The sequence below is a fragment of the Arthrobacter sp. Soil736 genome, from assembly GCF_001428005.1.
In the GTDB taxonomy this organism is placed as follows: domain Bacteria; phylum Actinomycetota; class Actinomycetes; order Actinomycetales; family Micrococcaceae; genus Arthrobacter.
Genome location: NZ_LMSB01000026.1, coordinates 16,844 through 30,465 on the forward strand (window position 1 = coordinate 16,844; position 13,622 = coordinate 30,465).

The 13,622-nt window shown below is 66.3% G+C and carries 14 protein-coding genes; 6 read left to right on the plus strand and 8 right to left on the minus strand.

Translation table 11 applies throughout. The annotated features are described in order from the left end of the window. Positions 1-76 precede the first annotated feature (76 nt). From ASG92_RS15370 to ASG92_RS15405, 8 genes are all read right to left on the minus strand, one after another. Positions 77-295: an NF038396 family protein gene (locus tag ASG92_RS15370; RefSeq protein ID WP_056629959.1), complete on the minus strand. Its 219-nt coding sequence runs from the start codon at positions 293-295 to the stop codon at positions 77-79. A gap of 6 nt (positions 296-301) precedes the next feature. After that, positions 302-886 carry a dihydrofolate reductase gene (locus tag ASG92_RS15375; RefSeq protein WP_056629963.1) on the minus strand — a complete coding sequence of 195 codons (585 nt, stop codon included), beginning with the start codon at positions 884-886 and terminating at the stop codon, positions 302-304. After that, positions 883-1,686 (minus strand): thymidylate synthase, encoded by an 804-nt coding sequence (locus ASG92_RS15380; RefSeq protein ID WP_056629966.1) that lies wholly within the window; start codon positions 1,684-1,686, stop codon positions 883-885. Before ASG92_RS15380 ends, ASG92_RS15375 begins: the two co-directional genes overlap by 4 nt. 186 nt (positions 1,687-1,872) lie before the next feature. Further along, positions 1,873-2,214: a hypothetical protein gene (locus ASG92_RS15385; protein ID WP_056629969.1), complete on the minus strand. Its 342-nt coding sequence runs from the start codon at positions 2,212-2,214 to the stop codon at positions 1,873-1,875. 263 nt (positions 2,215-2,477) lie between these two features. Next, positions 2,478-3,449 (minus strand): NUDIX hydrolase, encoded by a 972-nt coding sequence (locus ASG92_RS15390; protein WP_056629973.1) that lies wholly within the window; start codon positions 3,447-3,449, stop codon positions 2,478-2,480. Between the two features lie 10 nt (positions 3,450-3,459). Further along, positions 3,460-5,709, minus strand: a complete 2,250-nt coding sequence (locus tag ASG92_RS15395) for an RNA degradosome polyphosphate kinase (protein WP_056629975.1) — start codon at positions 5,707-5,709, stop codon at positions 3,460-3,462. Positions 5,710-5,814: 105 nt separating this feature from the next. After that, a complete protein-coding gene (mshD, locus tag ASG92_RS15400) occupies positions 5,815-6,786 on the minus strand; it encodes a mycothiol synthase (protein ID WP_056629980.1) in 972 nt (323 codons plus the stop codon). 256 nt (positions 6,787-7,042) lie between these two features. Continuing rightward, entirely contained in the window at positions 7,043-7,741 is a 699-nt protein-coding gene (locus ASG92_RS15405) for a response regulator transcription factor (RefSeq protein WP_056629983.1), read from the minus strand. Between the two features lie 368 nt (positions 7,742-8,109). Here ASG92_RS15405 and ASG92_RS15410 point away from each other — a divergent pair, with 368 nt between their 5' ends. The 6 genes from ASG92_RS15410 to ASG92_RS15435 all read left to right on the plus strand — a co-directional run bounded on the left by ASG92_RS15410 (position 8,110) and on the right by ASG92_RS15435 (position 13,614). Next, complete coding sequence (locus ASG92_RS15410; RefSeq protein ID WP_056630035.1) at positions 8,110-8,844, plus strand: hypothetical protein; 735 nt, start codon at positions 8,110-8,112, stop codon at positions 8,842-8,844. A 175-nt stretch (positions 8,845-9,019) separates the two neighbouring features. Next, positions 9,020-9,652, plus strand: a complete 633-nt coding sequence (locus ASG92_RS15415; RefSeq protein ID WP_056629986.1) for an FABP family protein — start codon at positions 9,020-9,022, stop codon at positions 9,650-9,652. Positions 9,653-9,761: 109 nt separating this feature from the next. After that, the gene (locus ASG92_RS15420) at positions 9,762-10,484 is read left to right on the plus strand and encodes a flavodoxin family protein (protein WP_056629989.1); all 723 of its coding nucleotides are present in this window, start codon (positions 9,762-9,764) and stop codon (positions 10,482-10,484) included. A gap of 85 nt (positions 10,485-10,569) precedes the next feature. Then, complete coding sequence (locus ASG92_RS15425) at positions 10,570-11,655, plus strand: glycine cleavage T C-terminal barrel domain-containing protein (RefSeq protein ID WP_056629991.1); 1,086 nt, start codon at positions 10,570-10,572, stop codon at positions 11,653-11,655. Further along, a complete protein-coding gene (locus tag ASG92_RS15430; protein WP_056629994.1) occupies positions 11,652-12,092 on the plus strand; it encodes an ankyrin repeat domain-containing protein in 441 nt (146 codons plus the stop codon). The genes ASG92_RS15425 and ASG92_RS15430 overlap by 4 nt, the downstream gene beginning before the upstream one ends. 4 nt (positions 12,093-12,096) lie before the next feature. Then, positions 12,097-13,614 carry a DHA2 family efflux MFS transporter permease subunit gene (locus ASG92_RS15435; protein ID WP_056629996.1) on the plus strand — a complete coding sequence of 506 codons (1,518 nt, stop codon included), beginning with the start codon at positions 12,097-12,099 and terminating at the stop codon, positions 13,612-13,614. Positions 13,615-13,622 lie beyond the last annotated feature (8 nt).

The window sequence follows — 13,622 nt, forward strand, 5'->3', positions numbered from 1 at the left end:
CCGCGATGGGCAGCCCTCCCCATCGCCGGTCCCGCACCCCACCGCCGGTCCCGCTGCTGCCGGGGCCGGGCCGGGACTACTGGTGGTCGGTCTCCTCCAGCAGGGCGCTCTTGCGGGCACGCAGGGCGAAAAAGGCCCCGAAGGCAAACACCTGCGTCACCACGACGAGCACAATGATGCCGGCGATCTTGTTGCCGCCCAAGATCATGGTCAGGCCAACGATCGCGGACAGCAGGGCCAGCAGCGGCAACAGCATATAGCCGAGCACAAAGAGGGTTTCAGGTTTCCTGAGCATGTTTTCTTAGCCTTCCCTGCGGTTCCACTTGGTGAACCGGTAGCGGGTGCCGTTGGCTGCCGTCAGCCAGCCTTCCTCAGGTACCGAAGCGCCCGGTTCCCAGGCGTCGTCGAGCTCCGGGGCGTGCGTATCGCCGTCGGCCTCGACGTCGATGGTGGTGACCACCGCAACATTCGCGAGATCCATGGACTGCTCGAAGATTTCGCCGCCGCCCACGATCCAGATCGCCTCAAAGCCAGGCGCGAACTGGGACTCCAGCAATGCGTCGTCCAAGGATTTGACGACGACGGCGCCCTCCGCCTCGGGCGTCTCGCCCCAGCCGTCCTGGCGGGTAATGACGATATTGGTTCGGTTGGGCAAGGGGCGGTATTTCTTCGGGAAGGACAGCCATGTCTTGCGGCCCATGATGACGGGATGCCCGCTGGTCACCTTGGTGAAGTGCTTCAGGTCCTCCGGCAGGTGCCACGGCATGTCGCCCTCCCTGCCGATGACGCCGGACGTGGTTTGTGCCCAGATCAGCCCGATTCCGGCCGTGTTCGCTGCGATCTCTTCGCTGAAGGTCTGCGGGTCCATGGTCTCCTCAGTGCTCATACGGCGATCGGCGCCTTGATCGTGGGGTGGTGCCGGTAACCGACCACTTCGAAGTCGTCCAGCGTGTAGTCGAAGATCGAGTCGGGCTTCCGGGTGATCTTCAGCTGCGGATATTCGTAGGGTTCCCGGTCCAGCTGCTTCAGGACCTGGTCCATGTGGTTGTCGTAGATGTGGACGTCGCCGCCCGTCCAGACGAATTCACCGGGCTCGAGTCCGGTCTGCTGCGCCAGCATGCACGTCAGAAGGGCATAGGAGGCGATGTTGAACGGCACGCCCAGGAACATGTCCGCAGACCGCTGGTACAGCTGGCAGGAGAGCTTGCCGCCGGCCACGTAGAACTGGAAGAACGCGTGGCAGGGCGGCAGGGCCATGTCCTTGAGTTCCGCCACGTTCCAGGCCGACACGATGTGCCGGCGTGAATCCGGGTTGGCCTTCAAGTTCTCGACGAGCTCCGCGATCTGGTCGATGTGGCCGCCGTCCGGGGTGGGCCAGCTGCGCCACTGGACGCCGTACACCGGCCCGAGCTCGCCGTCGGCGTCAGCCCATTCGTTCCAGATGGTGACGCCCTGGTCCTGCATCCACTTCACATTGGTGTCGCCCCGCAGGAACCACAGCAGTTCCACGGCAACGGACTTGAAGTGCACGCGCTTGGTGGTGATCAGCGGGAAACTCTTGCTCAGGTCAAAGCGCATCTGGCGCCCGAATACGCTGCTGGTGCCCGTTCCGGTGCGGTCCGATTTATGCGTGCCGTTGGCCATGACGTCGCGCAGAAGGTCTTCATAGGGCGTAGGGGTGCTCACGCGTCCAGTCTACTAACACGTTCGCCGGCGCGGCTTTTGCCCCGCGTCATGCCCGTGTCACGGTCACTGCGCCGGGTCACGGGCAGCCGCGGAGCGCTTCCGGGGCCCGTCATCGGACGGGCTCCGCCGGAACAGGCGCGGCAGAAGGGGAGGTGCTGGCCAGCTTCCGTACCGGGATCACGGAGATCACCGCCCCGGCGGCAACCAGCGGGCCCCGGCGACGACGGCAGGCATCCAGTGTTGCGACGGTGCGGCCTGCGGTTCCAGGAGAGGAGTCCAGGCGTAGCTCGCCGTTATCAGCAGGCCGCCGGCCTCTGCGGCCAGGAACGCGGCCAGCGTGCGGACGATCCGGTACGCCGTGATGGCGCGTAGCGCCGCGTCCAGGCCACGGTCCGTCGTGCCGATCCCGTGCCGCCGGCGCACGGCGAAGGCCGCCGGCAGGACGGCGAGGGCGACGGCGGCCGTTGCCGCCGCCGTCGGAATCCAGCTGGGCGGCCGGTCCAGCGACGCCTCGCCGAATGCGGTCACCGCCAGAACCGCTGCCCGCAGGCTCCCAGACGAACCAGTGCAACACGGCATAGACCACCAGACCGGCTATCAGAGGCCACAGCAAGGCCATCGGCAGCAATTCAAACTCGATTGGCATCAAGTCCCCAACTCGTGATCCCGCTGTTCAGCTCAATGGTTCAGCTCAATCTAGCAAGCCGCCCTGACAAAAACCGCGCGGAAAAGCGGCACGCACGGCGCCATGTTGGCGAGGACCCATAGGGTTGGAGCGGACCCAGCAGCCCTCAGTCGTCGAAGGGCTTGAACTGTTCCACAGCCACGATCTTGCTCTTGCTGCCGTGCGCCACGTGGCAGATCACCATTTCCCCGGGCGCCAGGTACGGGTCGGACGCCGGAAGCTGGCCCTTGAGCCTCGTGTTCATGTACACGCCGAGCTGGTTCAGGACCGTAGGCAGGGCCGGCCGGTGCGTGCACAGCACTACCGCGCGCTGCTTGTCGAACAGGGACTCGACCGTAGATGCCGTTTTCCGGGGGTTCCGGGCATGACGGTGCTCCGTCAGCGCGTCCACGAGCTTCACCTTCGCGTCGGCGGCCTTGGCATAGGGCGCGATCGTGGCCACACACCGTTCCCAGGGGCTGCTGACCACGCGCAGCGGCTTCCAGACCCTCAGCAACCGGCGCACGGCCTGGGCCTGCCGCAGGCCGGTGGCGGCCAGCGGCCGCTCGCCTTCGGCCTTGGTCCACGAGGACCTCGGCTTGGCCTTGGCATGGCGCACGATGACGAGGGGCCAGGTATGCAGTTCCTTCCGGGAATGCGCGGCCACCAGGAACTCAAGGGGGCCGATGTCGGAAGGGTTGGACAGCAACGACGCCGCGCGCTCCGGAGTGCACCACATGACGCTGTCCACTTCCTTGCCGTCGGGGCGCAGCGGAGAGCCGTTTACTTCCACCGCCCAGTAGTGCACAACCTTCAGCCCGGCCGCGACGTGATAGTGGATGGGCGGGAGCGGGATCCCCAGAGGGGCGTGCAGCCCGATCTCCTCCTCCACCTCGCGGACAGCGCATTCGGGCACCGTTTCGCCGGCGTCGAGCTTGCCCTTTGGCCACGACCAATCGTCGTAACGGGGCCGGTGGATCAGGAGGACCTCCAGCTGGTCCTTCTTGACGCGCCAAGGCAGGGCGCCGGCCGCCGTGACGGCGATCGGCTCGCCCGGGTGATCGGTCTGATCCGCTATGGGTGAGTCGCTGCTCTTCAAAGGCCGGGTCCTACCGCCGGGCGAGGGCGCGCTGGCGGGAGCGCGAAGCCAGGAGCCAGGACTGGACGTCGTCAAGTTTCCCGCCGTCCTCGCCACCGTGGTTGCGCGTCCATTCTCCCTGGCTGTCGAGGTGCCAACTGGATGTCTCGGGGTCCATGTAGCGGCCCAGCAGATCGGTGACGTATGTTGTGTCCTCGCCGCCGGAAAGTTGAACCAGGGCCTCAACCCGGCGGTCCAGGTTCCGGTGCATCATGTCCGCGGAGCCGATGTAGACCACAGGGTCACCGGCGTTGGCGAAGGCAAACACCCGCGAATGCTCCAGGAAGCGCCCCAGGACCGAACGCACCGTGATGTTCTCGCTCAGCCCGGGAACACCGGGACGCAGGGAGCAGATGCCGCGGACAATGACGTCCACCTTCACGCCCGCCTGGGATGCGCGGTAGAGGGAATCGATAATGGCCTCGTCCACGATGGAGTTGACCTTGATCTGCACGCGGGCCGGTATGCCGGCCCGGGCATTCCGGATTTCTACTTCAATCCTGTCGATCAGGCCGGAACGCACCGAGCGCGGAGCCACCAGGAGCCGCTTGAACGTTGACTTGGGGGCGTAGCCGGAGAGCTGGTTGAAGAGCTTGGACAGGTCCTCGCCCACCTGCTCGTTGGCGGTCAGGAGCCCGAGGTCCTCATAGTAACGGGCGGTGCGGGGGTGGTAGTTGCCCGTTCCGATGTGGCAGTACCGCCGCAGTCCGTCCACTTCCTGGCGGACCACCAGGGACAGCTTGCAGTGCGTCTTCAGGCCAACGATGCCGTAGACCACGTGGACGCCGGCCTGTTCCAGCTTGCGGGCCCAGGAAATGTTGGCCTGCTCGTCGAAACGCGCCTTGATCTCCACGAGCGCCAGTACCTGCTTGCCGGCCTCGGCGGCGTCGATGAGGGCATCGACGATGGGGGAGTCGCCGGACGTGCGGTACAGGGTCTGCTTGATGGCCTGGACCTTCGGATCCGCCGCCGCCTGCTCCAGGAAGGCCTGGACGGACGTGGAGAACGAATCGTAGGGGTGGTGCAGCAGGATGTCCCGGCGGCGCATCGCAGCGAAGACGTTTGCGGCCTTGGACGTTTCGGATTCGTTCAGGTACCGGGAGGTGTGCGGCACATGCTTGGGGTAGTGTAGGTCCGCGCGGTCAATGCCAGCAATCACCGACAGCCCGCGGAGGTCGAGCGGCGCCGGAACGGAGTAGACCTCCGATTCCTCCACGCCCAGCTCACGGATCAGGAGGGCGCGGATGTTCGGGTTGATGTCATTGGTGACCTCGAGCCGGACGGGCGGGCCGAACCGGCGGCGCAGCAATTCCTTCTCGAGGGCCTGCAGGAGGTTCTCGGCGTCGTCTTCCTCCACCTCCACGTCCTCATTGCGCGTAACACGGAAGGTGTGGTGTTCCAGGACCTCCATGCCGGCGAACAGCTGGTCCAGATGAACGGCGATGACTTCTTCCAGGGCGATGAACCGGGCAACACGGCCCGGCACCGATCCGGCCCGCGGCCCGTCGATCGAGATCAGGCGCGGCAGCTGGTCCGGCACCTTGACGCGGGCGAAGAGCTCCTTGTCGCTGACCGGGTTCCGGACCACCACGGCGAGGTTCAGCGAGAGCCCGGAGATGTAGGGGAACGGGTGGGCAGGGTCCACGGCCAGCGGCGTGAGGATGGGGAAGACCTTCTCAGCGAACATGGCGCTGAGCCGGTGCTGGGCCTGGTCGTCGAGTTCTTCCCAGTGCATCAGATGGATGTGCTCATAGGCCAGTGCCGGCCGGATCTGCTCAGCGTAAACCTGGGCGTGCCGCTGCTGGAGCCGGTGGGCGGCCTCGCCGATCTGCTCGAGGACCTGGACCGGGCTCAGGCCCGCAGGGGAGGGGACGGCCAGGCCGGTGGCGATCCGTCGCTTCAGGCCGGCCACGCGCACCATGAAAAATTCATCGAGGTTGGACGCGAAGATGGACAGGAAGCTGACCCGCTCAAGAAGGTAGAGGTCGGGGTCTTCCGCGAGCTCCAGGACGCGGGCGTTGAAGGCCAGCCAGCTCAGTTCACGGTCCAGGAACCGGTCGGGGCTGATTTCGCCCTCAGGTTCCAGGATGGCCGCGAATTCCGGGATGTCGATCCGGTCCTGGGTGGCGCGGGACGCCGGCACTTCGGAAGAACCGAAACGGGCGCGCGCGGGGGCCGCCGTGATTTCGGTGGTGGCTGTTCCGGCGGATTCCGGTTGCATGCGCTCTCCTTGATGCTGACGGGATTTAGCTTCAACCTTACAAGCTTTCGCCCCGGCGGGACCCGCAGATTTCAGCGGGTCCGGCCTGTGCGTCGAATGACTTGATTAACGTCCGGCCAGCGGCCCGTACATGACGTCAACGTCCCAGCGGGTGAAGCCGAGCCCCCGGTACAGCGAAACCGCCGGCGCGTTGTCCGCATCCGTGTACAGCATCACCGCGTGGAGTCCCTGCTGCTGGAGGTGCCTGATTCCGGCTACGGTCAGCGCCTTGCCCAGGCCCATGCCCTGCGCGGCCGGCGTAACGCCCACCACGTACACTTCGCCGATCGCCGGGTGGCTGCCGTGCCGGGGGTGCACCTTGGTCCAGTGGAAGCCAAGGAGTTGCCCCTCGCGGTCCTCGGCCAGCAGGAAGCCGGCGGGGTCAAACCACGGCTCCTCCATCCGGGCCTCGAGGTCCGCCCTGGTCATGGAGCCCTGCTCGGGATGGTGCGCGAAGGCGGCGCGGTTGGCCGCAAGCCAGGCGTCTTCGTCCTTGCCCGGCACAAAGGCGCGGAGCGCCACGCCGTCCGGAAGAACGACGTCGGGCAGTTCAGCCGCCGCGGTGGTGAGCCGCATCTTCCACAGCTCCCGGACGGGGCCGTAGCCGTAGCGGGCAGCCAGCACCGCTGCTGCCTCGTGGTTGCCGTGGGACCAGGCCCGGAGGCCGTCGAATCCGCGCGAGGACTTCAAGGTGCCCACGAGCCGGTCCGCGACGCCCTGGTTCCGGTAACTGGGATGGACAGCGATTTCAAGGACGCCCGTGCCGTCAGCCTCGTCCACCACCACGGCGAAACCCGCGAGGTCCTGGGCAGTGGCGGGATCGGAATCCTCCTCAGGGGCATAGAGGGCCAGGGTCAGCACCGAGTGGGAGCCGGTATCCGCGGCACGAAGCGTCACCAGGGTCTGTTCCGAGATGGAGGGATTGCCATCAGATTCTTCAGCGGCCGCCAGCAGGGTTTTGATGTCCCGCAACAGCTCTTCATCACCACCGCCTTTGACGACGACTACGGGCCAGTTCTCCGGATGCGCAGCACTCATGCTGTAAGGCTATACGCCCGGCAGGCGGGGGCGCCCGATTTGTGGCCTGCCCCGCCGGCCCGTATAGTCGTTATCTCATCCGGCTTCCTGAAGCAGTTTCCAGGAAGAAGTTTGTAGGGGGGATCCACCACTGGGGTGGCCTCGATACGTTCGACCCGTATGTCCTCCACTGAAGCGTGAAGCAACGCCAAACGGCCCGGACTCGAAAGAGTCCGGGCCGTTCTGCTTTAATCCGGGTGTGCCTGCTTCGGGGCCCTCAGGCCTCGGTGAGTTCGTCCTCCTGCTGCCGCACCAGGGTGAGCCGGTAGCCGACGTTCCTCACGGTGCTGATCAGGTTCTCGTGGTCGGCACCCAGTTTGGCCCGCAGCCGCCGGACGTGGACGTCCACGGTCCTGGTGCCGCCGTAGTAGTCGTAGCCCCACACCTCGGTCAGCAGTTGCTGGCGCGTGAACACCCGGCCGGGGTGCTGCGCCAGGTACTTGAGGAGCTCGAACTCCTTGAATGTCAGGTTCAGGATGGCGCCGTTGACCCGCGCCGTATAGCTTGCCTCGTCAATGACGACGCCGGCGGCCCGGATTTCGGTGGGAAGGTCTTCCTTCTCCGGGACCGCCCGGGCCACGGAGAGCCTGATTCTTGCCTCCACCTCGGCTGGCCCCGCGGAGTCCAGCACGATGTCATCGACGGCCCACGCGGAGGAGACGGCGGCCATGCCGCCTTCGGTGAGGATCAGCACCAGCGGAGCGCTGAGGCCGGTTGCCTTCAGGAGCTGGGTCAGGGAGCGGGCCCCCACGAGGTCCTTCCGCGCGTCCAGGAGCACGATGTCGCAGGGATCCGTCTCCAGCAGGGCGGTGGGCTCGGCGGGGAGGATGTGCACCCGGTGGTTCAAGAGCTCCAAGGCAGGCAAAATGTCCACCGATGATCCGGTGCTGTTCGTCAGTAACAGGATGTGCGACATTGTTCCTCCAAGGGGCCGTCCGCGCATCATTGGGCGACTGAACCGGGCTTTCACCGGCCGGTACTGTGCTGGCTGCGGCGGGGCGGCAACGCTGGCAAACCAGCGCGTCCGGTTCCTGTCGCAGGAAGCGTAGCTGAGCTTTGAGTATACCTAACGGCCCCCTGACAGACACTGACCCGCGCCCGCAGCGCGCCGCATTTGCGACATATGGCAGTCACATAAGGCAGGATTGAAACCGTCAGGGCGCGTAGCCCTGCCCGTCAACGGCACAGCCAGGATGAGGACGCAGCGAAGTTGAGTGCAGAGTCAGAGATGAGTACGCCATGGCCGCGCCTGAGGTGAGCGCTCCGGAGGCCGCCGGCCGCACGCTGAAGTCCTGGAGCATCGGTGTCATTGGCCTGGCAGGCCTGGCCACCATCATCGCCAGTGTCTACCGGACGCCGGACGTACTCTTGGCGGTCGCCATCGTTGTTGCCCTGGCTGTCGGCATCGGCTGGCCCCACTATCTGGGGATACCCGCCAAGAAAACCCTGGCGGCCGTGATCGGCCTGCCGGGTGTCGGCTCCGCCGTGGCCGCCGCCTGTGTTGCCGCCCCCGGCTACCTCGACTGGACCCCCGGCTTCATAGCCCTGGGCGTCTCAGCAGTGTTTCTGGTCCAGCTGATTCGAGGGACCGGCCAGGCGCAGCGGCTGGAATCGATTCTGGGCTGCTGCGTGGGCGTCCTTCTCTCCTGTTTGGGAGCCGGCTGGATCGCGGGGGCCCGGTTCAACGGCGTCAAGGAAATGCTGCTGGTTGCCGGCGTAAGCGCCGCCGTCGCACTGCTCGCCGGCCTCATCCGCTGGCCCGACCGGATTATTGCTCCGCTGGGAATCGCTCTTGCCGGGCTGGCCGGACCGCTGGCCGGGCTGGTGTTTTCCGATATCGCAGTCCTGCCCGCCGCGGTTTTCGGCGTTGTAGTGGGTGCGGTCCTGGTCAGCTTCCGCCGGCTTGTCACCCTCCGCGGGACCACGCTGAACTTTCCGGCCGCCCTGGGCATGGGCCTGGCGCCCGTCTCGGCGGTCGGTTCACTGGCTTACTTCATAGACAAACTACTCATCTCCTGACGCGTTAGGATGGCATCATGTCCGTACTTGCATATGAAATTTTCTTCCTTGTCCTGCTCGGCGTCGCCAGCCTGTCCATGGCCTGGTTTGCCGGTTTTGTGGTCTACCGCCTGTTTAAAGGCCAGAAGTAGAACCGCACTTTCGCCCTGCTAGCAGTTTCCAGAGGTAAACAGCTGTGCCGATTGAGATCCCCACGGACCTGACCCCAGAACTGGTTCCGCTTTCCTGGCTCATTGGTGAGTGGGAAGGCAGCGGCCGACTCGGGTCCGGCGACGAAGATTCAGAACACTTTTTCCAGCACGTGTCCTTCATCCAAAACGGGCTGCCGTACCTTCAGTACCGTGCGGAGAGCTGGCTGACCGCCGACGACGGCACCAGACTCCGGCCTCTCACCGTCGAGACCGGCTTTTGGGCGCTTGAGCGCAAGCAAATCGACGCCGACAGCGGCCCCGGCCTGATCCCCGGGGACATCGTTCCGGCGCTCAGGAGCGCTGACGAGGTGGAGGCCCTCCGGAACACGGACGGCGGATTCGATATTGCCGTCTCCATTGCCCACCCGGGCGGGATCTCGGAGCTCTACTACGGCCAGATCAAGGGGCCGCAGATCCGGCTGAGCACCGACATGGTGATGCGGGGCAGCCACTCCAAGGAGTACAGCGCCGCCACCCGGATCTTCGGCCTGGTGGACGGAAACCTCCTCTGGCGCTGGGATGTCGCCACCGGCTCGTCCCCGACGCGGGACGCCTCTTCGGAACCGGGCAACGGCCTCGAAGCCCACGCCTCGGCGTTCCTGCGAAAAGTCTCCTGACAGGTTTCCTGACCGTCGGAGCCGCTGGCTCTGTCCCCTTGGCCGTCCCCTCCGCTACGTTGGACTGAGGTCCCATATTCCTCTGCCCGCAGCGACCCAGGAGCACCAAGTGGATGAAGCGACAAGCCCGGCGGACTACAGCGACCTCAAGGCCGTGTACTTCAACGGCACCCTCAAGCGCTCGCCTGAAAAGAGCAACACCGAGGGGCTGATCGCCGTGAGCCGGCTGATCATGGAGAAGCAGGGCGTGGCCACGCGGCTGATCCGGACGGTCGACCATGACATCGCCAGCGGCGTGTATCCGGACATGCGCGAGCACGGCTGGGAAACCGACGAATGGCCCGAGCTTTATCCCGCCGTTAAAGAGGCCGACATCGTGGTGGTCGCAGGGCCCATCTGGCTGGGGGACAACTCATCGCAGACCAAGAAACTCATCGAGCGCCTCTATGCCCATTCGGGGGAGCTCAATGAGAAAGGGCAGTGGGCCTACTACCCCAAGGTGGGCGGCTGCCTCATCACCGGCAACGAGGACGGGATCAAGCACTGTGCCATGAACGTCCTCTACAGCCTTCAGCACATCGGGTTCACGATCCCGCCGCAGGCCGACGCCGGCTGGATCGGTCCGGTGGGGCCCGGGCCCAGCTATCTCGATGAAGGGTCCGGCGGCCCGGAGAGCGACTTCACCAACCGGAACACCACGTTTATGACGTGGAACCTCCTGCATCATGCCCGGATGCTCAAGGATGCCGGCGGGATTCCCCCTTACGGCAACCTTCCGGAAGAATGGAAGGCCGGATCAAAGTTCGGTTTCGAAAACCCGGAGTACCGCTGAGGGAACCCGGCGGCCGGGACTGCCGAGGCCGGTCACCGATTCCGACCGACCGGAATACCCGACAAGCCAAGGACGTTCCCTACATATGACTATCAAGAGCCCTCTTTTGTCGCGCCCGGGAGCCGTCGAGGCGGGCGGTGCCGATGCCGGCGTCGCGTCCCACTACGGTGAGCCGCTGCGCGAGCAGCGCGCCCTCGCGGCCGGTACCGCCGTCGTCGACCTGTCCCACCGGGGAGTGGTCACCGTCACCGGACCCGACCGCCTGAGCTGGCTCAACACGCTGTCCTCCCAGCAGGTCACCGACCTCCAGCCCGGTGAGTCCAGCGAGCTGCTGCTCCTGACCATCCAGGGACGCATCGAATTCGATGCCCGGGTGGTGGACGACGGCGGGACCACCTGGCTGATCGTCGAGGCCGCCGAGGCTGCCCCGCTGGCCGAGTGGCTGAACAAGATGAAGTTCATGCTGCGCGTCGAAATCGCCGACGTCTCGGACGCCTGGACCGTGCTGGGGTCCACCAGGGCGGTGCCCGAGTGGTCCGGCCTAAAGGTCTGGCAGGACCCCTGGCCGCATGTCGGTGCCGGCGGGTATGCCTACTCGGTGGTTGGCGAAGAGCAGCATCCCGGCGCCGAACGCCCGTGGTTCGAATACCTGGTGCCGGCAGCTGAGCTTGAAGCAACGCTGGGCGACCGGCCGCTAGCCGGCGTCTCGGCGGCCGAGGCCCTGCGCGTCGCGGCCTGGCGGCCGAGGCTCGGCGCTGAAACCGACGAAAAGACCATTCCGCACGAACTGGACCTGCTCCGTACCGCCGTGCATCTCGCCAAAGGCTGCTACAAGGGCCAGGAGACCATCGCGCGCGTGCACAACCTCGGCCACCCGCCGCGGCGCCTGGTGTTCCTCCAGCTCGACGGCTCGCAGCACACCATGCCTGCTCCCGGAAGCGAAGTGCTGCTGGGGGAGCGCAAGGTGGGGACTGTTACGTCGGTGGCCCAGCACTACGAAATGGGGCCCATTGCGCTGGCGGTCATAAAGCGTTCCGTCGCGCCGGATGAAATACTGACGGTCATGGACGGGACCGAACCGTACACAGCCGCGCAGGAAGTGATCGTGGCTCCCGACGCCGGCCAGGTGGTCGGCAGGCAGACCGGATTCCTGAGGGGGACCCACAGATGACAGACTCCACCGCACCCGGGGCGGAACCCGCGCCGTCGCAGCAGCCCGCGCCGTCGCAGCAGCCCGACGAGGAAACGCTTGCCCTGGCGCATACCCTCTTCGATGCGGCCCGCAACGGCGAGACGGAGGTGCTCCGCAGCTACCTGAACGCCGGCGCGCCGGCCACCTTGACCAACGCCGCCGGTGATTCGCTGCTGATGCTCGCGGCCTACCACGGCCACGCCGAAACCGTTCAGCTGATCCTGTACCACGGCGGCGACGCGAACGGCGCCAACGACCGCGGGCAGACCCCGCTGGCCGGAGCAGTCTTCAAGGGCTACACCGATGTTGCCCGCGTGTTGCTGGACGCCGGCGCGGATCCTGACGCCGGTACCCCTTCGGCCCGCGCCGCCGCGGAGATGTTCGCCCGCGCCGACATCAAGGCCCTGCTGGGCTGAGTCCTTGGAGAATGTAACCAGGCCGTGGCCTGCCCTCTGGTCCCTCGTCATCGGGTTCTTCATGATCCTGATCGACACCACCATCGTCTCTGTGGCCAACCCGAGCATCATGGAGGGGCTGGACACGGACATCAACGCCGTCATCTGGGTCACGAGCGCCTATCTGCTGGCCTACGCGGTCCCGCTCCTCATCACCGGGAGACTGGGTGACAGGTTCGGCCCCAAGCGGCTGTACCTCTCCGGGCTCGTCGTGTTCACGCTGGCCTCGCTCTGGTGCGGCCTGTCCGGCACCGTCCACATGCTCATCGCGGCCCGCGTCCTGCAGGGCCTCGGCGCCGCCCTGATGACGCCCCAGACCATGGCCGTGATCACGCGCATCTTCCCGCCCGACCGGCGCGGCGCCGCCATGGGCCTGTGGGGCGCCACCGCGGGCGTGGCAACGCTGGTGGGTCCCATCCTCGGCGGCGTGCTGGTGGACGGACTCGGCTGGGAATGGATCTTCTTCATCAACGTCCCCATCGGGATCGTGGGCTTCATCCTCGCCTGGCGCCTGGTCCCGTCCCTCACCACCCACCCGCACAGGTTCGACATCCCCGGCGTGGTGCTCAGCGCCGTCGGGCTTTTCCTGCTCGTCTTCGGGCTCCAGGAAGGCGAGACGTACAACTGGGGCACCATCACGGGCCCCGTGACGGTCTGGGGCCTGATCATCAGCGGAATCGTGGTGCTGGCGCTGTTCGTCGGCTGGCAGGCGGTCAACAAGGGCGAGCCGCTGCTCCCGCTGTCCCTGTTCAGGGACCGCAACTTCTCGCTGGCCAACATCGGGATCACCACGGTGGGCTTCACGGTCACCGCCTTCGGCCTGCCCCTGATCTTCTACTACCAGATGGTGCGGGGCATGACCCCCACGCAGTCGGCCCTCATGATGGTCCCGATGGCGCTGATTTCCGGCGGCCTGGCACCGGTGGTGGGCCGCATCATCGACCGCGTCAACCCGAAGTACATCACGTCCGGCGGGCTGCTCCTCATGGCGGTGGCGCTCTTCTGGAACTCCGCCCTCATGCATCCGGACACCCCGGTGTGGCTGTTCCTGCTGCCGAGTGCTGTCCTCGGTTTCGCGAATGCCGGAATCTGGGCGCCGCTGAGTTCAACGGCCACCCGCAACCTGCCGCCGCGGCAGGCGGGAGCCGGTGCCGGCGTCTACAACACCACTCGCCAGATCGGCGCAGTCCTAGGCAGCGCCGCGATCGCGGTCCTCATGCAGGCCCGGCTCGCGGCCGAACTTCCTCCGCCGCCTGGTGCATCGGGTGGCGGTGCGGGCGAGCCTGTGAGTTTCGGCGGCCGGCTGCCGGATGCCCTCCACGAGGGGTTCTCGACGGCGATGAGCCAGTCCATCATGCTGCCTGCCGCCGTGATCGTGCTGGGCGCGGCCGTGGCCCTGTTCTTCGCCCGGCCCAAGCCCGTGCAGGGCTGGGGCAGCCAGCAGCCGGCGGCAGCAGAGAGTTCCGAGTCCAGGACGCCGTAGCCGGGTGG